We start from the raw sequence: 23,491 nt of genomic DNA, 5'->3' as shown, positions 1-23,491 counted from the left end.
CAGGGCGGCCCGGCCTCCGCTGCCGATCACCGGCCGGGTCCGGTTTCGCATGGCCCACACATCACCGGTTCTAGGCTGGCGCGGTTCCGTAGGAGATTGTCACCGCAGCACATTCGGGGGATCCAGGATGGGTAGAAGTGGCATGGACCAGCAGCGCCGACGGGTACCGATGACCCGCGGGCTGGGACTGCGATTTGCGCTGTTGACGGGCATGGCGATCGGACTGGTCGCGCTGTCGGCTGTGATCCAGGAGCTGCAGGCGGCATCGACCGCATGGATCGCAGGGCAGGGCTACTGGTCGCGGGGGCAGCAGGACGCCACCGCAGCGCTCAGCCGTTACCTGGCGCGTGGCCATCTGCAGGATCTGCAGGATGCCCAGACGGCACTGCAGGTTCCGTTGGGTGACCTGCAGGCCCGCAAGGCGCTGGAGCAACCCGAACCGGACGAGGCGACAGCCCGCGCCGGTTTTCTGCGTGGGGGCAATGCCCGCGCCGACATTCCGCGGCTGATCTTCTCGTTCCGCCATGCGCGCAACGTCGGAGCCTTCCGCGAAGCCACCTGGTTGTGGCGGCAGACCGACGCAAACCTGCTGGCCATGCAGTCGCTGGCGGAGGAACTGCAACGGCGCCATGGCTCGGGGCCGCTGGACGAGGCGACCGTGGATGACTACCTGCATCGGCTGCGTGGCATCGACCACCAGCTGCGCGGGCAGGCGCAGGCGTTCTCGCAGGCACTGCTGCGCATGGCCCGCGCGGTGCGCATCGCGACCCTGGCCGTGGGCGGCCTGTCGGTCCTGCTGATCAGCCTGATGGCGGTGGCCCTGGCGCGCCGGGTCGGCAAGGACCTGACCGAGCATGAGAGCCGCTTCCGGGCCGCCTTCTACCAAGCCAACGTCGGCATGCTCAAGCTGGATGCCGGCGGCCGGGTGGTGGAGGCCAACCAGGCGATGGCCGACATTCTCGACCATCGTCGGGACGTGCTGCTGCAGATGTCGCTGGCCGAGCTGCTGATGGAGGGCGAGGTGGTGATCGATGAAAGTGGCCGCATCGACTGGGAACGTCAGCTGCGACCGGGCGAGTTGCGCTTCCGGCGCCGCGATGGCAGCCTGGTGTGGGGGCGCTGGAGTGGTACCGGCGTGCGCACTGCCAGCGGCCGCCTGTCGGTGTTCGCCATCGTCGAGGATGTCAGCCAGAACCATGCCCTGGCACGTGAGATAGAGCACCACGCCAGCCATGACCCCCTGACCGGGCTGATCAATCGTCGCGAGATCGAGCGCCTGCTGGAAAAATCGCTGCTGCAGGTCCGCTCCGACGGTGGAACCCATGCCCTGGGCTACATCAACCTGGACCACTTCAAGCTGGTCAACGACAGCTTCGGCCACGCGGCCGGCGACCAGATGCTGCGCAGTTTCGCCGAGTACCTGGTCGGCGCGGTGCGCGATGGCGACTGGGTCGGCCGCCTGGGGGCGGACGAGTTCGCGGTGTTCCTTGCCCGCGCCAACCAGGATGAAGCCAAGCGTGTGCTGCAGCGGTTGATCCGCAACCTGGGCCAGGCCACGTTCCCGGTCAGCGAGGGCAGTCCCCAGTTGAGCTGCAGTGTCGGCGTGGTCGAAGTGACAGCCGAGGCGCCGGACGTGAACTGGTTGATGAGCGCGGCCGACAGCGCGTGCTATGCGGCCAAGCAGGCCGGTCGCAACCGCGTGCATTGCTTCAACGAGAACCGGCTGGCGCTGGAGGAGCGACGGCTGGAGGCCGAACGCCTGCAGGGCGTCAGTCGCGCCATGGCCGAGAACCGGATGCTGTTGTATGCGCAGCGCATCGCCAAAGTGGGTGATCCGTCCTACCTGCACTACGAGGTGCTGGTGCGCATGCGTGACAGTGACGGCGTGCTGCACCTGCCGGGCCAGTTCATGCCTGCGGTGGAGCGCTACGGCATGGCGGTGGTGCTGGACCGGCACGTGCTCGGCCTGCTTTTCCGCCACCTGCAGGTGTGCCCGGCGCACGTACGGCAGCTGGGCCTGTGCAACGTCAATGTATCGGCCCAGTCGATCGCCGAGCCGGGATTCCTTGCCTTCGTCTGTGACCTGCTGGAGCGCAACCGCGCGCTGGCGTCCAAGCTCTGTTTCGAGATCACCGAAACCGCGGCCATCGGTAACCTGAGCCAGGCGCGTGCCTTCATCGACGCGGTCAAGGCGCGCGGCTGCCGGGTGGCGCTGGACGATTTCGGCTCGGGCCTGTCCTCGTTCGGTTATCTGCGGCAGCTGTCGGCGGACATGCTGAAGATCGATGGGGCGTTCGTGCGCGACATGGACACCGATCCGGTCAGCCGTGCCAGCGTGCGCGCGATCAGCGAGCTGGGCCGCGAACTGCAGATGGAGGTGGTGGCCGAGTGGGTGGAGACCACCGAAATTGCCGAGGCGCTGGCCGGGATGGGCGTGCAGGGGCTGCAGGGTTATGCCATCGAACGGCCGCAGCCGCTGGAACGGCTGACCCTGGCTGACCTGCGACCGATGCGGTTGGCCGGTACGCAGGGGCCCTCGGCTGTCGGCTGAAGGTGCTGCGGCCGGGCGGCGCCCGGCACCCTCAACCTCAACAGCAACAGCAACAGCAACAGCAACAGCTGCATTCCGTGGGATGGCGGGGTGGGTCCGGTTGCGGGGGACGCCGCAAGTACGTCCCTGTAGGCTCGGTCGCGCCATCCATGGCGCTCACGCCCCCGCAACCGGACCCACCCCGCCTTCGACAGATTCCGGCTGCTGTTGGTGGGTGTCGACCTTGGTCGACACGTAGATCCACGCCATGCGTGGATGACATCCAATCCATTCATTGATTTCGAAACGGTATGAACATCCATCCACGCACGGCGTGGATCTACCAGATGGCGGGACACTGTCAGGGGTGGGGCGGTATGGGCAGGCAGGACCGTTGGCGCCATGGGCCCGAGGCATGCCCTCGGGCGGGTTGGGCAGGACGCCCAACCCCGGTCTTGCCGTGTGCGCAGGACGGCGCACACGAGCAAGGCGCCATCGAGCCCCCATGGATGGGTTTACGGCGTGTCCTGCCTGCCCATACCGCCCCGCCCAGCTCGGTAGCCCGCAGTTGCTGTTGCTGTTGAGGTTGCCGGCCAGCGGCCGGCACTACAGCGGGTGCCGGGAGGCAGCCCGGGCCAGTACCCCCGCCACTTTGGTCTACACATCGGTGGTGCATTCCGCTGCGATAATGCCGCCAGGGGCGACGCGCAATGGGCGCGGACGTAAGCAGGAACAGGACGTGGCGTGGGCGGCAGGCAGGTGCGTTTGGAAACAGGGGCGGTGCTTGTCCTGCTGCTGGTGTGGTTGGCGTTGCCGTGGCTGGGCCATGCGCGCAGCGTCGACGCTGGCCGCGATTACCTTCTGGTCGGCACCGCGACAGCCGAACCTACGCCACATCGCGCGTGCACGCCGGAGATGCTGGCCGGGCCGCGCCAGCAGACACGGGTGAATGCCCCGCCAGAAGGCTGGTCCGGCGAGCCGCAGGCGCTGGATGTCTTCAACATCTTTGCCGGCGAAGTGCGGCTGCAGCACGGTGATCGTGAGATCTGCGGCAACATGCAGGATGCGCGCACCCGCGATTCGCGCTTCCGTGCGGGCATCGGCATGGTGGCGGTACCCGCTGCCGGCAGCCACGAACCCTTCCTGGTCTCCTGGCAGACGCCGCTGAAGGCGCGCTGGGTTCCCACATTGCAGCTGGGTGCGCCCAGCCCGGTGCAGCAGAACGACACTGCCCGGCTGCTGGTGCGCGCCGCATGCATCGCCGTGGCAATCGCGCTGGCGCTGTCGGCGCTGATGGCCTACCTGACCACCCGCGACCGCAGCTTCCTGATGTATATCGGTGCCACCCTGGTGCTGGTGCTGTGGCAGTCGATCCTTGGCGGCCTCAGCGGCTATCCCGAGCCCTGGCTGCGCGTCGGCGGGCGCGGTGACTGGTGGCTGCTGGCGCTGACTGCAGCGACCCAGGCACTGGTGTTGCCGGCGCTGTGGCGCCTGAACGGCGGTGACCGCGTGCTGCCACGTTCGCGCGCGGGCCAGCAGCTGGTGTTGTGGTCCCTGCTCACGCTGGCGGCACTGGTGCCGTGGTTGCAGCGCGATGGACTGGTCGTGGTCACACAGGTCCTGCAGTGGAGCTTCATTGCCGGCTGCGTGCTGTCGTTGGCGATGGGCATCTGGGCCCGGTTGCGCGGCGATGTCTGGTCGCTGGCCGGACTGGCCGCACTGGCGCCGATGCTGGTGCTGATCGTGACCGACGCCGCCAGCGCGCATTGGTTGATGGAATACCGGGTGGAGGCCCTGCAGCTGGCGGTCACCTGGCTGCTGATGATGGCGGCCTATGCACTCAACCTGCGCCTGGGCCGGCTGCGCCAGCAGCGCGATGAAATGCGCCAGCTCGCCGAGACCGACATGCTGACCGGCCTGCCCAACCGCCGTGCCGGCCTGCAGCAGCTGGCCCAGCATCTGCAGGGCGGCGAGCGTGAGAGGGGGCCGCTGGTGATCGGCTTCCTCGATATCGATCTGTTCAAGGACATCAATGATCGCCATGGCCACGAGATCGGCGACCAGGTGCTGGTGGCCGTGGCCCGCGCGCTTCGCGCCGCTGTCCGCAGCGAGGACCAGGTGGTGCGGATGGGGGGCGAGGAGTTCCTGCTGCTGTTGCCGGGCATGCCGCGTGAGGTTGCGGCCACCCGCCTGGAACGCCTGCGCCAGCGCATCACCGAGACCTGCCGGGACCTGCAGGTGCCCGCTCTGGAGGTGACCGCGAGCATCGGCATGGCACAGTGGCGGCCGGCCGAAGATGACCTGGCCGCGCTGCTGCGGCGCGCCGACCACGCCATGTACGTGGCCAAGCGCAGTGGCCGCAACCGGGTGTTCGATGGAGAAACCGAAGATCCGTTGACCACGGCATGAGGCGGGAAGGGCGGTGATGCCGGATAATGGGGCGATGACCAGCCGACTCAACAAATACATCGCCGACACCGGCTTCTGCTCCCGACGCGAGGCCGATCGCCTGATCGCCGCCCGCCGGGTCACCGTCAATGGCCATGCCGCCGGCACCGGCGCGGTGGTCGGCGAGGATGACAAGGTGCTGGTCGACGGCCAGCCGCTGCGCGTGCGCACTGCCCGCAAGCCGGGCGCCCGCCGCCACGTGTACATCGTGCTGAACAAGCCGGTGGGCGTGACCTGCACCACCGAAAGCACGGTGAAGGGCAACATCGTCGACTTCGTCGGCCATGAACAGCGCATCTTCCCGATCGGCCGCCTGGACAAGGAGTCCGAAGGCCTGATCCTGATGACCAGCAACGGCGACATCGTCAACCAGATCCTGCGTGCCGAGAATGGCCACCAGAAGGAATACCTGGTGGCGGTTAACAAGCCGGTCACCGACGAATTCCTGCGCGCGATGGCCCGTGGCGTGCGCATCCATGACCAGATGACGCTGCCGTGCAAGACCTCGCGGATCGCCAAGTTCGGTTTCCGCATCATCCTGCAGCAGGGCCTGAACCGGCAGATCCGGCTGATGGCGGCCGAGTTCGGCTACCGCGTGACCCAGCTGCGCCGCGTACGTATCGACAACATCAAGATCGGTGCACTGAAGCCGGGCCAGTGGCGCAACCTGACCGAGCAGGAGCTTCACGGCCTGTTGCCGCAGCAGCAGGACTGGTAAGCAACGACCGGTAGTGCCGGCCGCTGGCCGGCAACTGCACGGTGCTGGCAATGAACATCAGGGAGCCGACCAACGGCCGGCACTACCGGAATGCAGATTGGCCGCCCGCATCCGCTAGACTTTGCGGCGCCCTGCCGGAACGTGACGCTGCATGATCAAGCCCGACAAGCCCGCCAACGAAGCGCTGCGCCTGGAGGCGCTGTACCGCTACCGGATCCTCGATTCCGAGCGCGAACGCTCGTTCGATGACCTGGTGGCCATCGCCAAGGCGGTGTGTGGCACGACCATGGCGGCCGTGACCCTGATCGACGTCGAGCGCCAGTGGTTCAAGTCGATGCAGGGCATCGCCGCGACCGAGAACCTGCGCAGCGAGTCGATGTGCGGCCACGCGATCCTGCAGCCGCAGGAAATCATGGTGGTTGAGGATGCATTGCAGGACGTCCGCTTCCACGACAATCCGGTGGTGACCGGCGACCCGCATGTGCGCTTCTATGCCGGTGCGCCGTTGATCAGCAGCGACGGCCTGCCGCTGGGAACCCTGTGCGTGTTCGACGCGCGGCCGCAGCAGCTGGCGACCGACAAGGCCGAAGCGCTGGCCGCGCTGTCGCGGCAGGTGATGGTGGTGATGGAGCTGCGCCGTTTCGCCCTGGATATCCAGCGGCACATGCTTGAGCGCAACGATTACGAACGCCTGCTGTCGGAGTATCACGATGTGCTGCTGGCCCAGAATGCCGATCTGGCCGAACAGAGCCGTACCGACGCCCTGACCGGCCTGCCCAACCGGCGGGCACTGGCAGCGGCGCTGGACGAGGCGGTGATTGCCGTCGATGGCCGCGACCGGCAGACCTGCGTGGCCCTGCTGGACATCGATCATTTCAAGCACATCAATGATTTCCAGGGCCACGCGACCGGCGACCGGGTGCTGGCCGAGCTGGGGGCGCTGCTGCGCTCGCACTTCGCCGGTGGGGGTCTGGCCGCGCGCTATGGCGGCGAGGAATTCGTGGCACTGATGCCGGACGCGGACCTGCGTACCGCCGAACTGCAATGCGAGTTCCTGCGGGTAGCCGTGTCCAACCTGCCGCTGGGCTTCCCGGTGACCATCAGCATCGGTGTGGCACAGCACCAGCCCGGTGAAACGTCTGACCAGACCCTGGCCCGTGCCGATGCCGCGCTGTACCGGGCCAAGGGCGCCGGCCGCAACCGGGTGGAAGTGGCGCCCTGACCGCCCGCGCGGCTGCGGTGGATCCACGCGATGCGTGGATGGCCCGGGCCTTTGCGTGCAGTCGCAGCCATTGCGATACCCGTACGGCACCCTCAACGTCTCACCGCAAGGACGTCGACCATGCTGCAGACCCTGGCCATCGCCAATTACCGATCGCTGCATGCGCTGGTGCTGCCGATGCAGCGGCTCAACGTGGTCACCGGCGACAACGGCAGTGGCAAATCCAGCCTGTACCGCGCGCTGCGCATGCTGGCGGAAACCGCGCAGGGCGGTGTTGCAGCGGTACTGGCGCGGGAGGGTGGATTGGGCTCGGCGCTGTGGGCCGGTCCGGAAAAGATCGACCGCCGCGTGCTGGCCGGTGAGATCCCGCTGCAGGGCGGGCCGCGCCAGGAATCGGTGGGGCTCAAGCTGGGCTTCGCCACCGATGAATTCGGCTACGCCATCGACCTCGGATATCCGCCACCGAGCCGATCAGCTTTCGCGCTGGACCCGCAGATCAAGGCTGAAGCGATCTGGGCAGGGCCGTTCCTGCGCAGCGCCAATCTGCTGGTCGACCGCCGCGGTGCGCTGGTGCGGCAGCGGCACGCACGCGGCTGGGACCTGGTGGACGACCGTCTTTCGCTGTTCGACAGCCTGTTCACCCAGGTGGGCGATCCACAGCGCATGCCGGAAGCCATCACCTTGCGCGAGTACATCCGCCGTTGGCGCTTCTACGACCACTTCCGCAGTGATGCCGATGCACCGGCGCGACAACCGGCAATGGCGACCCGTACCCCGGTGCTGCACCACGACGGCCGCGACCTCGCCGCCGCCTGGGTGACGATCCTGGAAATCGGCGATCCGCAGGCGCTGGCACGGACGATCGAGGATGCATTTCCGGGAGCGACGGTCAGCTTCGAGGAACTGGATGGCCGACTCGCGCTGCGCTTCCACCAGCCCGGTCTGCTGCGGCCACTGTCGATGGCCGAGCTGTCCGACGGCACGCTGCGGTTCCTGTTGCTGGCCGCGGCCCTGCACACGCCACGGCCGCCACCGCTGCTGGTGCTCAACGAGCCGGAGACCAGCCTGCATCCGGACCTGCTACCGGCGCTTGCACGGTTGATCATCGCCGCCAGTGCACGCAGCCAGGTCTGGGTGGTATCGCACGCCACGCGCTTGATTGCCGCGCTGGAACAGGCACCGCAGTGCCATTCAATGCACCTGCACAAGGAACACGGGCGTACGCTGCTGAGCGGGCAGGGCCTGCTGGATGCACCGGCCTGGCATTGGCCGCAGCGCTGAGACGGGTGCCGGGAAGATCCACGCAATGCGCGGACGCGCTCAATCGGCGATGTTGCGCGCTTCGGATGTTCCGAGGATTTCCGGATGCTGCACGCGCTTGCGGCGGTTGAGCAGCGGATGCAGGAACACGGCACCGACGATGATCGCCACGCCCAGGTAGAACCACGGGGTGACTTCATGCTGCTCGCGCAGCAGCACCACGGCCAGCAACACGGCGTAGACCGGTTCCAGGTTGGTGACCAGCTGCACGGTGTAGGCGCTGAGGTGGCGCAGCGCGACCAGGGCCAGGGCGAACGGCAGCAGCGTGCAGACACCGGCCAGCACCAGCAGCAGGATGCCGTCGTGCAGGTCGGGAACGATCCACAACGGGCTGGCCAGCGCTGGCAGCAGGTACGGCATCAGCGGTGCCAGCAGGGTCAGGGTGAGCGTGCCCGCGCCAAGTTCCAGTGCGGTGACCGTCAGCGGATCGGCATGGCTGACCATGCGCTTGTTGAGCGAGCCGAACACTGCCACCAGCAGGGCCGAGAGCGCGCCGATCAACACGCCCAGGCGCATGCCGTCGGGCACGCCACCCACCACCAGCGCCACACCGGGCAGCACCGCCAGGCCGAAGGCCAGTTCGCGCAGCTGGAAGGGACGCTTGGCCACCCAGGGCTCGATGATCGAGGTGAACACCGGTGCCAGGGCGATGCAGGTGGCGGCAACCGAGGCATTGGCCAGCTTCACCGCGCCGTAGAAGGTCAGCCAATGCAGGGCCACCAGCGCGCCGATACCGGCATAGCCGGCGACCAGCCGCAGCGGCAGCGTGCGCAGCCCGCGCCAGACCCGCGGCAGCAACGCCAGCATCGCCACCACCAGCAGCATCCGCCACCACACCAGCGGCAGCGCCGGCAGGGTGATCAACTTGCCGAGGATGGCGGTGACGCCCCACAGCAGGACACAGAAGTGGATCTGCCAAAGCGCTTTGCGGGTGTCGGGTGTGCTCATCGGCGTATTGTGAGGCAAGCCGCATCGGCGGGCGATGCCTGTGGCATGCTCGCGGCGTTGCCACGAGGGAGCCGTGCATGCCTGCTGCCCGTTTTCTTCTGCTGCGCGGCTGGGCGCTGTTGACCGCGCTGGTCGCTGCAGCATCGTTGCTGCTGCAGTTTGCCCTGCTGATGCGCGGCATCGGCGCCAGCCTGGGACCCGGCGTGGCGAGCCTGCGCTTCTTCAGCTACTTCACCATCCTCAGCAATCTGGCCGTGTGCCTGGGCTGCCTCTGGCTCTGCAGCGGCCGCGCACTGCGACCTACGGTAGCCGCCACCCTGGCACTGTGCATCGGCGTCACCGGCCTGATCTATCTGCTGGCGCTGCAGGGGCTGTGGCAGCCAACTGGCCTGCAATGGTGGGCCGATGCCGGCTTGCACTACGTGGTGCCGCTGCTGTATCTGGCCGGTTGGGCGGGGCTGCTGCCACATGGTGGCCTGCGCTGGCGTGCGTTGGGTGTGGTCCTGCTGGTGCCACTGGCCTACCTGGGCTGGGCGATGCTCACGGCCTCGTGGTTGGGCAGCGCACCGTACCCGTTCCTGGAAGTACAGCCGATCGGTTCGCGTGCATTCGGCCTCAGCGTGCTGCGCGTCGGCGGGGTGTTCGTGCTGGGCTGGACACTGCTGTGGGCAGTGGACCGCTGGCGCCGTCGATGACCCGCTGCAGTGCCATCGCCGCCGCCGGATTGCGCACCTTGCCGGCGCCGATGCACAGCAGGTAGACCTCGCGCGGCGCGGCCGGGGACGGTGCGGCCAGGCAGGGCAGGTCGTCCACCGCCTCACCCCGGGCCCAGCACCGCGCGCGCGTGGCCCAGCGCTGCTGCATCGGCTGGGGAAGACCTTCGGCCAGTCGGGCCTGGCTGCGTTTGATCCGTGCATAGACGAAGCCCGCGGTGATGTCGCCATGCAGTGGCGATTCGTCGCTGTCTTCGATCACCAGGGCCACGCCATGCCGGCGCGCCGCTTGCACCAGTTCCGGCCCATGGACGCTGGCGTTGCGCACCTCCAACGCATGCTGCAACCCCGTTCCATCCAGCTGCCTGGGCAGCTGTGCCATGAAGGCATCCAGCGCCGCGGCATCGGCCGGGTGCTGCGGGTCGAACTGCCAGAGCAACGGGCCCAGCCGGTCGCCCAGCGCGACGGCCGCCTGCAGGAACGCGCTGGCCGCCTCGATCGTGGACGACAGGTCGCGACGCTGCACCAGATGACGCGGGGCCTTCATCGAGAACCGGAAACCTTCCGGCGTCTGCGCTGCCCACTGCGCGCACTGGGCAGCTGTCGGGGTGCGGTAGAAGGTGCCGTTGATCTCGATGCAGCGCAACGCACGACTGGCATAGGCCAGCTCTTCGCGCTGGATCAGTCCTGGCGGATAGAAGGCGCCCCCACGCCATTGCGGGAACACCCAGCCGCCGATACCGCAGCGGACCGGCGCCGCAGACGCTTGCCGTGCCGTCATTGCGTGTGTTCCGCTCGCCATGGATCGTAACTGCCGAACCACCACAGGTAGCCTTCCGGATCGGCGCAGGCATAGCCACGTCCACCGTAGGCCTGGTCGGCAATGTCGATGACGATGCGCGCACCGGCAGCCTTGGCCCGGGCATAGTGGGCGTCGACATCGGTGACGATCACGCAGGCACTCTGGGTCTGCCGGCCGCCGACTTCATCGGGCATCACCGCCAGCTTGGCCCATTCGCCGCTGTTGCTGGCAGATCCAAGCATGATCATGCCCTGGCCGAATACCAGCTGCGCGTGATGCACCGTATCGCCGTCGGCATGCACGGCCTGCGCGTGGAAACCGAACGCGCGCTGCAGCCAGTCGATGGCCGCCAGCGCATCGCGGTAACGCAGGCACGGAATGATGGTGGAGCCGTTGCTGCTCTGGCCGTTCGCACCCATGACACCCCTCCTATGGCACAGGGCAGGCTGCACCCGTGGCCGTTACCATCGCGCGAAACCCCGGTGACGGCCTGCACATGGCCGCTACCCCTGTTCGGAGATGGTGCTGGATGAAAACCTGGATCGGAGGAGCCGTGCTGCTTGCGTGCACGACCATGGCCAATGCGGCGACCCCGCAGCAGCTGCAGGACCTGGATGCGACCGTGGAGCGCGTGCGCGCGCAGTTCGACGTGCCCGGTATCGCCGTGGCCGTGGTCAAGGACGGGCAGGTGGTGCTGGAACGCGGCTGGGGCGTGCGTGAGCTGGGCAAGCCGGCGCCGGTCGAGGCCGATACCCTGTTCGCCATCGCCTCCAACACCAAGGCCTTCACTGCCACCTCGCTGAACCTGCTGGCCGAGGACGGCAAGCTGAAGATGGACGACAAGGTGATCGACCACCTGCCATCGTTCCGCATGTCCGATCCGTTCGTGACCGGGCAGATGACGATCCGAGACCTGCTTTCCCACCGCAGTGGCCTGAGCCTGGGCGCAGGCGACCTGCTGTTCTGGCCGACCACCTCCTACAGCAATGCCGAAGTCGTGCAGCGCCTCGGCCAGGTGCCGCTGAAGGGCGGTTTCCGCGAGCGCTATGCCTACGACAACATCCTGTATGCAGTCGCCCAGCAGGTGATCGAGCACATCTCGGGCATGAGCTACCAGCAGTTCCTGCAGACACGCATCTTCGACAAGGTCGGCATGGCCGGCACGCGCTACAACGCCGATCACCTCAAGGCTGGCGACAATGCTGCGGTCGGCCACGCCAAGTACGATTTCAAGGACCTGCGCACCGTTGCACCGTTGACCTGGTCGAACAACGCAGGTGCCGGCGGCATCTATTCCAGTGCCCACGACATGGCGCGCTGGATGCAGGTGCAGCTGGCCGAAGGCAAGCTGGCCGATGGCACTGCGCTGTTCACCGCCAAGAGCCAGCAGCAGATGTGGCAGATGATCACGCCGCAGACGATTCCGGCGCCGAGCGTGCCGGAGCTGGCACCGGCGCGGGCCAACTTCGCCGGCTATGGCGAGGGCTGGAGCCTGAGCGACTATCGCGGGCAGAAGCTGGTCTGGCACACCGGTGGCTGGCCGGGCATGGTTTCGCGGCTGACCCTGGTGCCGGGCGAGAAGCTGGGCGTGGTGGTGCTGACCAACCAGGAAGTGGGTGCGGCCTTCAATGCGATCACGCTGAGCGTGCTCGATGCCTACCTTGGCGGTGAAAAGCACGACTGGGTGGATGCCTATGCCAAGGGCGTGGCCAAGGGCCAGGACAAGGCCGACGAAGCGTGGGCCAAGCACCAGGCCGAGCGTGACAAGGGCAGCAGGCCGTCGTTGCCGCTGGCCGGGTATGCGGCCACCTACCGCGACCGCTGGTATGGCGACATGGTGGTGACGGCGGAAGGCAAGGGCCTGCGCCTGCGCTTTGCAAAGACCGCGCAGCTGAGCGGCCGCCTGGAGCACTGGCAGCACGACACCTTCATCGTGCGCTGGGACGACCGCTCGCTCAATGCCGATGCGTTCGTCAATTTCAGCCTGGACCCGGATGGAAAAGTGCGCGAGGTGCGCATGCAGCCGATCTCGGACCTGACCGATTTCAGCTTCGATTTCCAGGACCTGCTGTTCACGCCGGTGAAATGACGCCGCCGGGCGCGGCGCTACCGTTTGGCCGAGCGGACGGGTAGCGCCGGACCACGTCCGGCGAGCGCGTAGCGCGGTTGCAGGCGATCCGCCGGGCATGGCCCGGCGCTACCCGGAACCGGTAATGATCGTCGGCCGGCGTACACACGCGGCGTGGGATACTCCGCCGGCTATCGATGGCGAGGGAATGCGATGTTCCGTTGGTTTGAATCCCTGATTCCGGTGTTTCCGCCCATTGACGGGCGCATGCCGCCGCGCACCGTGGTGCCGTTCTACCTGCACTACCTGCGGCCGGTGTGGCCGGTGCTGCTGGCCACCCTGGTCGCCGGCCTGCTGCTGGCGCTGGTGGAAGTGGCGATGTTCGATTTCCTCGGCCGCATCGTCGACATGGTTGCCGAGCAGCCTGGTGCGGACTTCTTCCAGCGCCATGCCGATACCCTCGGCTGGATGCTGTTCATCACCGTCATCGCGCGCCCGATCCTGGTCGGCCTGCACAACCTGCTGGTCAACCAGGCCATCGTGCCGGGGCTGAGCAATCGATCGCGCTGGCTGATGCACAACTACGTGGTGCGGCAGAGCCTGAGCTTCTTCCAGAACGACTTCGCCGGCAGCATGGCCAACCGGGTGATGCAGACCGGCACCTCGCTGCGCGAGTCGGCGGTGCAGATGGTCGATTCGCTGTGGTACATCGTGGTCTATACCGGCACCGCGCTGTACCTGTTCGCGCAGGCCGACTGGCGGTTGATGGTGCCGCTGATCCTGTGGCTGCTGGCCTACGTGGTGATCATGATCTACTTCGTGCCGCGCGCGAAGGAACGGGCCTGGATCGCCTCGGAGGCGCGCTCCAAGGCGATGGGACGCATCGTCGATGGCTACACCAACATTCCCACGCTGAAGCTGTTCGCCCACGGCGGCCGCGAGCAGGCCTATGTCGCCGATTCGATCCAGGAGCTGGCGGTCAAGCACCGCGCGCAGACCCGGATCACCACCGGCATGGACCTGACCATCGCCATCGTCAATGGTTTCCTCATCGCCGGCACCTGTGGCCTGGCACTGTGGCTGTGGAACGGCGGACACATCACCGTCGGCGCGATCACCCTGGCAACCGGCCTGGTGATCCGCATCCACAACATGTCCGGCTGGATCATGTGGACCATCAACGGCATCTTCGAAGACATCGGTACCGTGCAGGATGGCATCACCACCATCGCCCAGCCGCTGACCGTGCAGGACCGCGAGGATGCGGTGCCGCTGCAGGTGACTCGTGGCGGTGTGCACTTCCAGGATGTCCATTTCCACTACGGCAAGAAGGGCGGCGTGATCGCCGGCCTGGACCTGGTGGTGAAGCCGGGCGAGAAGATCGGCCTGGTCGGCCCCTCCGGTGCCGGCAAGTCGACGCTGGTGAACGTACTGCTGCGGCTGTATGACCTGGAAAGCGGTCGCATCCTGATCGATGATCAGGACATCGCCTACGTCACCCAGGAAAGCCTGCGCCAGCAGATCGGCGTGGTCACCCAGGACACCTCGCTGCTGCACCGTTCGATCCGCGACAACCTGCTGTACGGCCGTCCCGATGCGACCGACGCGCAGCTGCGCGCGGCCGTGGCCAAGGCGCGCGCGGAGGCCTTCATCGACACGCTGGTCGACGGGGAAGGGCGTCGTGGCTACGACGCGCATGTCGGCGAGCGCGGGGTGAAGCTGTCCGGTGGCCAGCGCCAGCGCATCGCCATTGCCCGTGTGCTGCTGAAGGACGCCCCGATCCTGGTGCTGGACGAGGCGACCTCGGCACTGGACTCGGAAGTGGAAGCGGCCATCCAGGACAACCTGGACGAGCTGATGGGCGGCAAGACGGTGATCGCGATCGCCCATCGCCTGTCGACCATCGCGCGCATGGACCGGCTGGTGGTGATGGACCAGGGCCGGATCGTCGAGACCGGTAGCCATGCCGAGCTGATCGAGGCCGGTGGACTGTACGCGCGGTTGTGGGCACGGCAGACCGGTGGTTTTGTAGCTGCGGAGCAATGACCAACGCCGCACGGTGGATGCGCAACAGTAGATCCACGCCATGCGTGGATGCTGTGCCACACGGATAAAGAAACGGCCCGGGTTTCCCCGGGCCGTTTTCATTCAACTCACACCCGATCCCTCACTCGATCGGCTGGTCCAGCATCAGCTGGCGTGCGAAGCGCACCGGCGGTGCGCCGTAGGACAGCATCTGGTCGTGGTAGGCCTTCAGGTTGAACTTGTCACCCAGCTTGTCCTGCATCGCCTTGCGGGTGTCGAAGTGTTCCTGCGCACCGACGAAGTAGGTCGGCAGCTGAGCCGAGGTCAGCTGCGCGCGCACCCACTTGCCCGAGGCTTCGCTTTCCTGCTGGAAGGCGTCGTGGGTCATCAGGTGCATCGCCTTCTCGCGATCCCAGTTGTCCACGTGCACACCCTGGTCGAGGATCGCGTTGGAAATCGTGCGCAGGTAGAACTTCAGCTGCACCAGGTGGAACAGCGGGTCGTTGTTGAGATACCCCTGCTCCTGCATCATGCGCTCGGTGTAGACCGCCCAGCCTTCGGCGAACAGGCCCGAGCGCAGCACCGCGCGCAGGGTGGAGGGGAACTTGGCCGAATGCCAGCCTTCCAGATAGTGGCCCGGGGTGCCCTCGTGGATGCTCAGCAGGTGGATCATGCGCGAGTTGTATTCGCGCAGGAACGAATCGACCTGCTTGTCGTTCCAGTCGTCCGGAATCGGCGAAACCGCGTAGAAGGTCTTCAGGTTCTTGTCCAGCGGGCCCGGCGAATCGCAATAGGCCACGGCCACGCCACGCTGGAATTCCGGCATCAGGATGATGTCCACCGGCGCGTCGGGCAGGGTCATCAGGTCGTGCTCGCGGACGAACGCAGTGGACTGCTCCAGTGCGGCCTTGGCGTCGTCGACCACCTTGTCGCGCGCCGGCTTGTCAGCGTAGGCCAGCTCCAGCGCGGCCTCGATCGCCTTCTGCTGCTGTTCGTCGGTCGGCTGCGCCGGCATTTCCGGTGCGCCCGGCTTGTCCTTCAGCACGGTCTGCGCGATGCCGTACATGTCCTCGCGCACGCGCTTGAGTTCGGCGCGTGCACGCTCACCGATCTCCTGCCGCGACAGCGAGGAATTCAGCGCGAACTTGAGCTTCTGGTCGTACTTTTCCGCACCGATGCGGAAGTCACCCTTGGCGTTCGGCACCAGGGTCTTGTCCAGCCAGGTCTGCTGTTCGTCCACGGCCTTCTTCAGGCCATCGATGGCGGCCTGCAGGCGCTGCTGGTCGGCCTGCGGCAGCTCGCCGATGTGCGGGGTGATGAAGGTATCGACGATGCTGAGGATGCCCTTGTTCTGCTTGGCCACGGTCTCGGCGTGGATCTTCGGCACGCGTGCCGGATCCAGGTTTTCGCGGGCCTGGGCGAAGATCGCCGGCAGTTTCTCCATGCGCGCGGTGGCGGCCTTCAGGCGCTCGGGCAGCGGCGCGAACTCGCGTGCCATCAGGCCGTAGATCGCGCTGCCGGCAACGCCGTTGTACAGCTGCGGATCCCACTTGCCGGACTGCATGACCTCGGCATTCCAGATTTCCGACTGCAGCTGGTTGCGCAGGATCGCTGCATCCACCTGGTTTTCGCGGCCCAGCTTGGCCACCTCGATCTTGTCCAGCTCGCCCAGCAGGCCCTTGTAGGCGTCCACGGTCTTCTGCTGGCCGGCCGCGCTCAGGTCGTCGATCTCGCTGTCATAGCGGTGGTCGCCGATCTGGGTGGCGCTGACCGGGGACAGCTGCATCCAGGTATCCAGGGCACGCTTGGACAGGTCGGCGAAGGCGGCGTCGACCGCCGCATCTCCGGCCTGCTGGCTGGCGGCCGGGGTGGAACCGCTGGTCGGGGCATCGGCCGGCTGGCAACCGGCGAGGGCGGCGGCGAGGGCGAGGGCAAGAAGATGCGGGCGCATCGGCATTCCTGTACGGGGTCAATCCTCGAGCATAGGCCCCCAGGGCTGCTTTGTCCCCGTGCCATAGGATTACCATGGGCGCATACAAGGACTCTCCAGCGGAGCGCGGGACATGGAATACCAGGGAAGCTGCCATTGCGGCAGGATCGCATTCACCGTGCAGGCCGACGCCCCCATCAAGGACGTCATCGACTGCAACTGTTCGATGTGCCGCCGCCGCGGCAGCCTGCTCTGGTTCGCCCCGCGCGAGGCGTTCCAGCTGGGCACCGATATCGCCGACGTGGCGACCTACCAGTTCAACACCCATAACATTGATCACCATCACTGCCGCGAGTGCGGCACCGCGCCGTACAGCGAGGCGGTGGACCCGCGCAGTGGCCAGCCGATGGTGGCGATCAACGTGCGCTGCCTGCCACAGGTCGAGCTGGGTGGGCTGTCGATCACCGCGTTCGACGGAGCCTCGCGATGACGGCGCCTCGCGTGTGGACGCGCGTGGTTATCGTGCCGGCATTGCTGCTGGCGCTGGCGGCCTGTGCCAAGAACGGTGAGCGAGCGCAGGAGGCCGGCGCAGTCGCTGCCGATGCCGATGCCGCTGTCGCTTCGCCGGAAGGCGCTTTCCTGGCCTACGAGCACGATGTGCAGGTGCAGCTGGAAGCAGCGCAGATCGCCCCGCGCATCCAGCAGGTCGCACAGGCGTGCCAGAACGCAAAGTTCGGTGAGTGCGCGGTGCTGCAGGTGGATCAGCGCAGTGGCGAACAGCCCAGTGGCGAAGTCAAGGTACGCATCGCGCCGAAGGGCGTGGAATCGCTGATCGGCCTGGCCGGCGAGGGCGGCACGCTGCAGGCGCGCAACACGCGTGCCGAGGACCTGGCCCAGCAGGTGGCCGACACCGCGCTGACCAGGGCTCGGCTGGAGAAGGAGCACGCGCGGCTGCTGTCCTACCAGGACCGCGGCGATCTGAAGATCGAGGATCTGATGGCGATCACTACGCGCCTGTCGGAGATCGAGGCGGGGGTGGAGCAGGCCAACAAGGACGCCGCCCAGCAGCGCAGGCGCATTGATACCCAGCTGGTGACCCTGCACTTCGACACGACGTCCGGCCAGCGCAGCCGCAGCGAGATCGGCGAAGCCCTGAGCGAGTCGGGCAGCATTCTCAGCACCAGCGTGGCGTTCCTGATCCGTGCCGCGGCCGCTTTGCTGCCGGTGGGCGTGGTGGCGCTGGTGATGGCCTGGATCGTCCGCGCGCTGATCCGTCGCCGACGCCGCAAGCCCTGATCGAACTGCGCCGCGTATTCGCCGGGCATGGCCCGGCGCTACCGGAACAGACGGCGCATGGCCCGGCGTTACCGACGTGCCTCGAGCATCGGGTAGCGCCGGGCCATGCCCGGCGGACGCTCAGCCTTCGTCGGTCTCGTATTCGACGAACACATCCAGTTCCAGTGCCAGTTCCTGCACCGCATCGCGCACTTTCTGCGCGGTGCTCTCGTTGCCTACTTCCACTTCCAGTTCGTGGGTGCCCGGGCCGATGTCGTCGGACAGGCCGGCCGAGCTGGAGTCATCGTCGTCCATGTGCGGCATCAGGTCGTCGGTCTCTTCGACGTGTTCGATGCCTTCCAGGCCGAGCAGCAGGTCGCTGATCGCGCGGGCATCATCTTCGGTTCCGGTAATTCTCAGTCGCAGCAGGGCCATGGCGGAAGCACGTTGTGGGGTTCGCCTGCAGCCTAGCCAGCGCTGGGCAAAGATCGGGTGAGGGCGCAGTCAGCCGGGTGTGCTCGGTCGGCCCAGCAGGCTGTCTGGCAACGCCGGCACCGGCGTGCGCTCATCCGCTGCCTGGCCCAGCAGCCAGTCGATGAACAGCCTTGCGGCGGGGCTGGGCGGCCGCCCTTCGGCATGCACCACGTAATAGGCATAGCGTGCCTTCAGTGCAGGGCCAGGCAGGCGTACCAGCTCATAGCGCTGCAGGTACGGCTGGGCGACGTGGGTACGCGCCAGCACCGCGCCCATGCCGTACACCGCCGCGCGCATCGCGTCGGTACTGTCGGCAAAGGTGTGCATCGCCGGCAACGGTGACGGCGGACGCACGCCGGCATGGCGGAACCAATCGCGCCAGCCTTGTGGTGACAGATCGCTCAGCAGCGGCAGCTCGGCGATGCGTGCCGGGTCCTGCAGTACTTCGACTCCCGGCAGCGCGGGGGACGCGACGGGAAACAGGTTGTCGTCCATCAGGTGCTGCGCATGCAGTCCGGGCCATTGGCCCAGTCCGTAGCGGATGCCGACCTCCGGGCCGTTCTCGTCGTAACGGTCCAGGCCACTGCCGGTGTGCAGCTCGATGCGGATGTGTGGATGGGCCTGGGTGAAACGCGGTAGCCGTGGCAGCAGCCAGCAGTACGACAGCGAGCGCAGCGTCGCGATCCGCAGCGGCACGCTGTCCGCGTCCGGCTGCAGATGGTGGGCGACGGCGGCGACATCGGTGAACGCCGCGCTGGCGGCGTCGGCCAACTGCCGGCCTTCGGCGGTCAGGCGTACCCCGCGTGCATGGCGCAGGAACAGGCGCGTGGCCAGCACCTCTTCCAGGCGCCGCACATGGTGGCTGACCGCGCTGGCGGTCAGATGCAGTTCCTGCGCGGCCTGGGCGAAGTTCTGATGGCGCGCAGCGACCGCGAAAACGGCCAGGGCGGGAAGCAGGGAAGGGCGTAGCAGCATGTCCGGCCTCAAACCATATTTGTGGCTGGCAGCGATACTACGCGCTTGTGCAGCGGGCGTCTGCGGCTGATCCTGTGTGGCCGGAACAGCGCCACGATGACGAACGGACAGAGCATATGAATGCGATACCCCAAGCGACCGAGCGTGATTGGCGCACACCGCTGGAATTGACCCTGCTCGGCGCGATCTGGGGCTGCTCGTTCCTGTTCATGCGGGTGGCGGTGCCTTCATTCGGGCCGTTCGCCCTGGTCGAGGTACGGCTGGTGCTGGGCGCACTGGTGTTGCTGCCGTTCCTGTGGCGCGCACGCGCGCAGTTCCCACCGCGCCGCTGGTTGTGGTTGGCGCCGATCGGCCTGGTCAATTCGGCGTTGCCGTTCGTGCTGTTCGCTTACGCCGCAGAGCGTGCGCCGGCGGCCATCGGTGCGATCTGCAATGCGATGACGGTGCTGTTTGCCGCACTGATCGCCTTCCTGTTCTTCGGCGAGAAGATCGGGGTGCGCCGTGCCGGCGCGCTGCTGGTGGGGTTTGCCGGCGTGGTGGTGCTGGCCACGGCCAAGATCTCGGGGCTGAGCATCGGCACGGCCGTACTGGCCGGTGCCGCCGCCTCGCTGCTGTACGGCCTGGGCGTGAACCTGGTGAAGCGGCACATGACCGGTCTGCCTTCGGCTGCGGCCGCCGCTGCCACGTTGTCGTGCGCCTCATTGTGGTTGTTGCCGATGGCGCTCACGCATCTGCCGCAGGGTCCGATTCCGGGCAAGGCATGGGGCGCGGCGATCGCGCTGGGCGTGGTCTGCACCGGATTCGCCTTCCTGATGTTCTATCGCCTGATCGGCCGCATCGGCCCGTCGCGCGCGTCAACGGTGACCTATCTGGTTCCGCTGTTCGGCGCTGCGTTCGCCTGGTTGTTCCTGGGCGAGCCGGTGACGCTGCAGATGCTGATTGCGGGTGCGTTGATTCTCGGTAGCGTGGCGGTGAGTCAGAAGGGCTGACGGCGCCGACGCAGCGTCGTCCGACACACTGGTAGTGCCGGGCGCTGCCCGGCAGCCTTTTCCCGCGCCTGCGGGGAGGCGTCACTTTCTTTGCTCGTGCAAAGAAAGTAACCAAAGAAACACGCCGCCAGGTCGCGAGCCGGTGCTGCGCACCGGTGCCCTGCGCTCCTCGGCCCGTCGAGGGGCGGCGCGCAGAAGTCAGCCGACTAACAGTCGGCTCTACAGGACATCGGCGCCTCTTCGCCCTCGCCGGACCTGCGGTGCTCGGCTCGCTCAAGGCGGACTGGAAGGTCAAGACCAACAGCAAGAGCATCCACGCATGGCGTGGATCTACTGGGTGCAGCTGCGGCCTTTGATCTGGGTCCGCCTTGAGCGAGCCGAGCATCGCAGGGGACCGACGTGCGAAGCACGGCGGCTCGCGACCGGCGGAACGCTTCTTTTGGTTACTTTTCTTTGTGTACAAAGAAAAGTAACGCCCAAGAACAATGAAGCGCCTTCAGCACGCGCCACGCGCAGGAAGCCAGCCTCCTACCGCACCGGCACCGGGATATTGCACAGGTCGATATGCCCGGCCGGGCGCTTGTAGAAATCATCCACGCGGTTGCGCCGCGCTTCGACCGTATCGGCGAAGGTCTTTGAATCCGTGCGCAGCACCTGGATCGGTGTGCGCTCGGCCGCGGGTACGTCGCTGACGCGACGGATCGACACGATCGGTGTGCGCAGCTTCGGGTCGGCGTAGAAGCCCATCGGTGCCGGTCCGCGCGCGATAGCGCTGAGCAGTTCCATGCCCTTCAGCACGCGGCCGACCAGGGTGATGTTGCGGTCCAGCTGGCGCGGCGATTGGCCAGTCACCACGTAGAGTTCTGCACCGATGCTGCTGTCTTCCTCGTTGCTGCGGCCCGCACCCAGCATGCCGTAGCAGTGCGCCAGCCAGGCCTTGCCGGCCTGCGGGTCCTGGCCGACCGGGAAGCCGTCGACGAAGCCGGTCTGCGCTGCCCAGCCATCGCGATCCGGCAGCACGCTCACCTTCAAACCGCTGTTGGCACGCTCGAATTCGGCCGGCAGCTTGCGCTGGGCGCTGCCGAACGGCTTGGCCTTGGCGGCATCGTCGGCGTCGGCATCGCCGAACTGCACCACGAAGTTGTCCTGCGAGCGGTAGATGCTGGTGCCGTCCCAGAAGTGCTCGTGGGCGAAGGTCTGGATGTTGGCGACATGGCGCGGGGCAAACTGCGGCGCCAGCTCGATGATCACCCGCCCGGCCGGCAGGTCCATGTACAGCAGGTTGGCCGGGTCCGGCGTGCGCCAGTCGCTGGCGGCCGAGGCCTCCAGGATCTGCTGCGGGCTGCGGTAGGGCGCGGCCGCGCTGGCCAGCGAGGGCAGCAGGCAGGCCAGGGCGAGGGTAGTCAGGGCAAGGCGTCGACGGTGCGGCATGGGATCCCCGGAACATGAACGAGGTCTCGATTCTGCGCGAGAGTGCGTGCCTGCGCCACGGTCCCGTGCTGGCCGTGTCCATGTACGTGCGGCACGATGGTCATTCTCCTTAATGGAAGCAGATGATGTTGATACCGCATCCGGAGGCCCCCGAAGCCGCACTGAGCGCCAGAATCGACCAGATCCTGAAGGCGTTCGTCGATGAAGGGGGGAATCGTGTGCATTGGTTGCAGACGTTGTCGCCACGTGGGCTGTTCGATCTTGATGAGCGTCGGCGCAGTTGGTGGGCTGCCAACGATGATGGCCTGCTCGCCTGCCTGAAAGCCTGTGCAGCGGCGCCGGTTACTGTGCAGACGGCGGCACTGTTCCTTGCGGGCTCGGATGGCAATGGCCGCACGCGTGAGGCCGCGTTGCAGATGATGCGCTCGGTGCCCAGCCATTTGACGTTGTCCTGTGCCTTGCTCCGCTGCAATGACTGGGTGGCTGAAGTGCGTGCGGCGGCGCAGGATTGCGTGATGTCCCTGCTCGGGCAGTGCGCGGTGCAGCACGTACTGGCGGCCTGGCCGGTCGCCGTGCGCCTGCGCCATTCCCAGCGCGTTGACCGGGCGTGGCTCGAGGGCACCCTGTTCGCCTGGTTGTCATCGCCCTCCAGCCGCATAGTGCTTGAAGGACTGCTGGGCCATCCCGACGCACGCACCCGGCTGATGGCCTACGCCGTCGCCCTGCACAGTCATCCGGATCGGGCAGCGTTGCGCGTGCGCGCGATTCTGGACAGTGATCCGCACATCTCGCACTTGGCACTTGCCGATCTTCTGCACCACGGTGAGCCTGCGGATGTCGAGGCGAAGTGCGCGCTGGCATTGTCCGCGCCTGCGAGCGGGGTACGTAGTGCCGCGTTGCGTGCGCTGGTCGAGCGCGAGGTGGCCGGCTTGGATGCGCACATCGAAACCGCGGCATTCGACCGTTCGAGAGGCGTGCGCCGGTTGGCGATGTGGCTGCTCCAGCAGCGGCAGGCCACGCCGGCCATCGCGTTGTGGCGAGACGAGCTCAAGCACCGTCGACGCGCGCGATGGCGCGAAGCATTGGAAGCGCTGGCCGATCACGCCGAGGCAGAGGATATGCCTGCATTGCGCGCCTTGTTGCCCCAGGTATCGGCGCGCCATCAGCGCAACTGCCTGCGCGGCTGGGTGCGGGCCGAGGGCGGTGCCCGTCTGGCATTGCTGCGCGAGGCACTGGAAAAGCCGGGGCGGACCGTGAATGCGTTGCTGGCCAGCGCCACCGTGCTATGGGCGGCAGAGCTGGACCCGCCGCGCCTGCTCGCCTTCTGCCACGACGGTCCTTCGCCGGTGGCACAGGCTGGCCTGCTCGGGCAGCTGACCCGGCTGCCCTTGTGGCAACACCTCGACCTGCTGCTGGATGCGGTACCGCAGCGCGAGGATGAACGTGCCTGGCACCTGCGGCTCGTGCATGGCTGGCTTCGGGTGAGCGGGCAGTACTCGCCGCTCGGGGCCGCCCGTCGGCAGGCCCTGCTCAGCCGGCTTGAAGAGGGCAGGCACTCTTTGCCGCAGAACGTTGCGGCCCAAGTGCGGGCGGCCGTCCATCATGCCTGAAGGCCCCCTTCCG

General features: G+C 67.1%; 19 protein-coding genes. 12 read left to right on the top strand and 7 right to left on the bottom strand.

Annotated elements, in window-relative coordinates:
- The first annotated feature begins 127 nt into the window (after positions 1 to 127).
- The 5 genes from AC1DCU_RS09230 to AC1DCU_RS09210 all read left to right on the top strand — a co-directional run bounded on the left by AC1DCU_RS09230 (position 128) and on the right by AC1DCU_RS09210 (position 8,199).
- On the top strand, positions 128 to 2,551 hold the full coding sequence (locus AC1DCU_RS09230; RefSeq protein WP_478013606.1) for a putative bifunctional diguanylate cyclase/phosphodiesterase: 2,424 nt from the start codon (positions 128 to 130) through the stop codon (positions 2,549 to 2,551).
- A 723-nt stretch (positions 2,552 to 3,274) separates the two neighbouring features.
- A complete protein-coding gene (locus tag AC1DCU_RS09225) occupies positions 3,275 to 4,939 on the top strand; it encodes a sensor domain-containing diguanylate cyclase (RefSeq protein WP_478013607.1) in 1,665 nt (554 codons plus the stop codon).
- A 34-nt stretch (positions 4,940 to 4,973) separates the two neighbouring features.
- Positions 4,974 to 5,696 carry a pseudouridine synthase gene (locus tag AC1DCU_RS09220; protein ID WP_033830696.1) on the top strand — a complete coding sequence of 241 codons (723 nt, stop codon included), beginning with the start codon at positions 4,974 to 4,976 and terminating at the stop codon, positions 5,694 to 5,696.
- 151 nt (positions 5,697 to 5,847) lie between these two features.
- Positions 5,848 to 6,918 carry a GGDEF domain-containing protein gene (locus AC1DCU_RS09215; RefSeq protein WP_059063565.1) on the top strand — a complete coding sequence of 357 codons (1,071 nt, stop codon included), beginning with the start codon at positions 5,848 to 5,850 and terminating at the stop codon, positions 6,916 to 6,918.
- 120 nt (positions 6,919 to 7,038) lie between these two features.
- Positions 7,039 to 8,199, top strand: coding sequence for an AAA family ATPase (locus tag AC1DCU_RS09210; protein WP_442252248.1), 1,161 nt, complete (start codon positions 7,039 to 7,041; stop codon positions 8,197 to 8,199).
- A gap of 39 nt (positions 8,200 to 8,238) precedes the next feature.
- Here AC1DCU_RS09210 and AC1DCU_RS09205 read toward each other — a convergent pair whose 3' ends face one another.
- Positions 8,239 to 9,186 (bottom strand): DMT family transporter, encoded by a 948-nt coding sequence (locus tag AC1DCU_RS09205; RefSeq protein WP_025877711.1) that lies wholly within the window; start codon positions 9,184 to 9,186, stop codon positions 8,239 to 8,241.
- 77 nt (positions 9,187 to 9,263) lie between these two features.
- Here AC1DCU_RS09205 and AC1DCU_RS09200 point away from each other — a divergent pair, with 77 nt between their 5' ends.
- Positions 9,264 to 9,881, top strand: coding sequence for a Pr6Pr family membrane protein (locus AC1DCU_RS09200; protein ID WP_442252249.1), 618 nt, complete (start codon positions 9,264 to 9,266; stop codon positions 9,879 to 9,881).
- Here AC1DCU_RS09200 and AC1DCU_RS09195 read toward each other — a convergent pair.
- On the bottom strand, positions 9,802 to 10,680 hold the full coding sequence (locus tag AC1DCU_RS09195; protein ID WP_032975764.1) for a DUF72 domain-containing protein: 879 nt from the start codon (positions 10,678 to 10,680) through the stop codon (positions 9,802 to 9,804). The genes AC1DCU_RS09200 and AC1DCU_RS09195 overlap by 80 nt on opposite strands.
- Positions 10,677 to 11,120, bottom strand: coding sequence for a VOC family protein (locus tag AC1DCU_RS09190; protein ID WP_033830702.1), 444 nt, complete (start codon positions 11,118 to 11,120; stop codon positions 10,677 to 10,679). The genes AC1DCU_RS09195 and AC1DCU_RS09190 overlap by 4 nt, the downstream gene beginning before the upstream one ends.
- 110 nt (positions 11,121 to 11,230) lie before the next feature.
- On the opposite strand from AC1DCU_RS09190, the gene AC1DCU_RS09185 reads away from it, so the two are divergent.
- Both AC1DCU_RS09185 and smrA read left to right on the top strand, forming a co-directional pair.
- Entirely contained in the window at positions 11,231 to 12,790 is a 1,560-nt protein-coding gene (locus AC1DCU_RS09185; protein ID WP_442252250.1) for a serine hydrolase, read from the top strand.
- Positions 12,791 to 12,982: 192 nt separating this feature from the next.
- The gene (gene smrA / locus AC1DCU_RS09180) at positions 12,983 to 14,815 is read left to right on the top strand and encodes a multidrug efflux ABC transporter SmrA (protein WP_025877703.1); all 1,833 of its coding nucleotides are present in this window, start codon (positions 12,983 to 12,985) and stop codon (positions 14,813 to 14,815) included.
- 121 nt (positions 14,816 to 14,936) lie between these two features.
- Here smrA and AC1DCU_RS09175 read toward each other — a convergent pair whose 3' ends face one another.
- Entirely contained in the window at positions 14,937 to 16,745 is a 1,809-nt protein-coding gene (locus AC1DCU_RS09175; protein WP_442252251.1) for a DUF885 domain-containing protein, read from the bottom strand.
- A gap of 112 nt (positions 16,746 to 16,857) precedes the next feature.
- On the opposite strand from AC1DCU_RS09175, the gene AC1DCU_RS09170 reads away from it, so the two are divergent.
- Both AC1DCU_RS09170 and AC1DCU_RS09165 read left to right on the top strand, forming a co-directional pair.
- On the top strand, positions 16,858 to 17,214 hold the full coding sequence (locus tag AC1DCU_RS09170) for a GFA family protein (RefSeq protein ID WP_099783365.1): 357 nt from the start codon (positions 16,858 to 16,860) through the stop codon (positions 17,212 to 17,214).
- A complete protein-coding gene (locus AC1DCU_RS09165) occupies positions 17,211 to 18,020 on the top strand; it encodes a DUF4349 domain-containing protein (RefSeq protein WP_442252252.1) in 810 nt (269 codons plus the stop codon). Before AC1DCU_RS09170 ends, AC1DCU_RS09165 begins: the two co-directional genes overlap by 4 nt.
- Positions 18,021 to 18,140: 120 nt before the next feature.
- Here AC1DCU_RS09165 and AC1DCU_RS09160 read toward each other — a convergent pair whose 3' ends face one another.
- Both AC1DCU_RS09160 and AC1DCU_RS09155 read right to left on the bottom strand, forming a co-directional pair.
- On the bottom strand, positions 18,141 to 18,434 hold the full coding sequence (locus AC1DCU_RS09160) for a hypothetical protein (RefSeq protein ID WP_025877698.1): 294 nt from the start codon (positions 18,432 to 18,434) through the stop codon (positions 18,141 to 18,143).
- A 69-nt stretch (positions 18,435 to 18,503) separates the two neighbouring features.
- Positions 18,504 to 19,448, bottom strand: a complete 945-nt coding sequence (locus tag AC1DCU_RS09155; RefSeq protein WP_049466285.1) for a LysR substrate-binding domain-containing protein — start codon at positions 19,446 to 19,448, stop codon at positions 18,504 to 18,506.
- 116 nt (positions 19,449 to 19,564) lie between these two features.
- Between AC1DCU_RS09155 and AC1DCU_RS09150 the strand changes: the two genes are divergently transcribed.
- Entirely contained in the window at positions 19,565 to 20,437 is an 873-nt protein-coding gene (locus AC1DCU_RS09150) for a DMT family transporter (RefSeq protein WP_025877696.1), read from the top strand.
- A 528-nt stretch (positions 20,438 to 20,965) separates the two neighbouring features.
- Here AC1DCU_RS09150 and AC1DCU_RS09145 read toward each other — a convergent pair.
- The gene (locus AC1DCU_RS09145) at positions 20,966 to 21,868 is read right to left on the bottom strand and encodes a peptidylprolyl isomerase (protein ID WP_442251025.1); all 903 of its coding nucleotides are present in this window, start codon (positions 21,866 to 21,868) and stop codon (positions 20,966 to 20,968) included.
- A 410-nt stretch (positions 21,869 to 22,278) separates the two neighbouring features.
- Here AC1DCU_RS09145 and AC1DCU_RS09140 point away from each other — a divergent pair, with 410 nt between their 5' ends.
- Positions 22,279 to 23,478 (top strand): hypothetical protein, encoded by a 1,200-nt coding sequence (locus AC1DCU_RS09140; protein ID WP_442251026.1) that lies wholly within the window; start codon positions 22,279 to 22,281, stop codon positions 23,476 to 23,478.
- Positions 23,479 to 23,491 lie beyond the last annotated feature (13 nt).

This window comes from Stenotrophomonas sp. 10L48, assembly GCF_056395105.1.
Note: the sequence above shows the minus strand (reverse complement) of the source record. Positions and strands in the feature narration are given on the sequence as shown.

Bases quoted from the DNA above. Each gene is read 5' to 3' on its own strand.
- AC1DCU_RS09170 (WP_099783365.1), top strand. From the start codon at position 16,858: ATGGAATACCAGGGAAGCTGCCATTGCGGCAGGATCGCATTCACCGTG.
- AC1DCU_RS09150 (WP_025877696.1), top strand. From the start codon at position 19,565: ATGAATGCGATACCCCAAGCGACCGAGCGTGATTGGCGCACACCGCTG.
- AC1DCU_RS09185 (WP_442252250.1), top strand. From the start codon at position 11,231: ATGAAAACCTGGATCGGAGGAGCCGTGCTGCTTGCGTGCACGACCATG.
- AC1DCU_RS09190 (WP_033830702.1), bottom strand. From the start codon at position 11,120: ATGGGTGCGAACGGCCAGAGCAGCAACGGCTCCACCATCATTCCGTGC.
- AC1DCU_RS09145 (WP_442251025.1), bottom strand. From the start codon at position 21,868: ATGCCGCACCGTCGACGCCTTGCCCTGACTACCCTCGCCCTGGCCTGC.
- AC1DCU_RS09195 (WP_032975764.1), bottom strand. From the start codon at position 10,680: ATGACGGCACGGCAAGCGTCTGCGGCGCCGGTCCGCTGCGGTATCGGC.
- AC1DCU_RS09220 (WP_033830696.1), top strand. From the start codon at position 4,974: ATGACCAGCCGACTCAACAAATACATCGCCGACACCGGCTTCTGCTCC.
- AC1DCU_RS09155 (WP_049466285.1), bottom strand. From the start codon at position 19,448: ATGCTGCTACGCCCTTCCCTGCTTCCCGCCCTGGCCGTTTTCGCGGTC.
- AC1DCU_RS09205 (WP_025877711.1), bottom strand. From the start codon at position 9,186: ATGAGCACACCCGACACCCGCAAAGCGCTTTGGCAGATCCACTTCTGT.
- AC1DCU_RS09165 (WP_442252252.1), top strand. From the start codon at position 17,211: ATGACGGCGCCTCGCGTGTGGACGCGCGTGGTTATCGTGCCGGCATTG.
- AC1DCU_RS09175 (WP_442252251.1), bottom strand. From the start codon at position 16,745: ATGCGCCCGCATCTTCTTGCCCTCGCCCTCGCCGCCGCCCTCGCCGGT.
- AC1DCU_RS09200 (WP_442252249.1), top strand. From the start codon at position 9,264: ATGCCTGCTGCCCGTTTTCTTCTGCTGCGCGGCTGGGCGCTGTTGACC.
- AC1DCU_RS09230 (WP_478013606.1), top strand. From the start codon at position 128: ATGGGTAGAAGTGGCATGGACCAGCAGCGCCGACGGGTACCGATGACC.
- smrA (WP_025877703.1), top strand. From the start codon at position 12,983: ATGTTCCGTTGGTTTGAATCCCTGATTCCGGTGTTTCCGCCCATTGAC.
- AC1DCU_RS09160 (WP_025877698.1), bottom strand. From the start codon at position 18,434: ATGGCCCTGCTGCGACTGAGAATTACCGGAACCGAAGATGATGCCCGC.
- AC1DCU_RS09215 (WP_059063565.1), top strand. From the start codon at position 5,848: ATGATCAAGCCCGACAAGCCCGCCAACGAAGCGCTGCGCCTGGAGGCG.
- AC1DCU_RS09210 (WP_442252248.1), top strand. From the start codon at position 7,039: ATGCTGCAGACCCTGGCCATCGCCAATTACCGATCGCTGCATGCGCTG.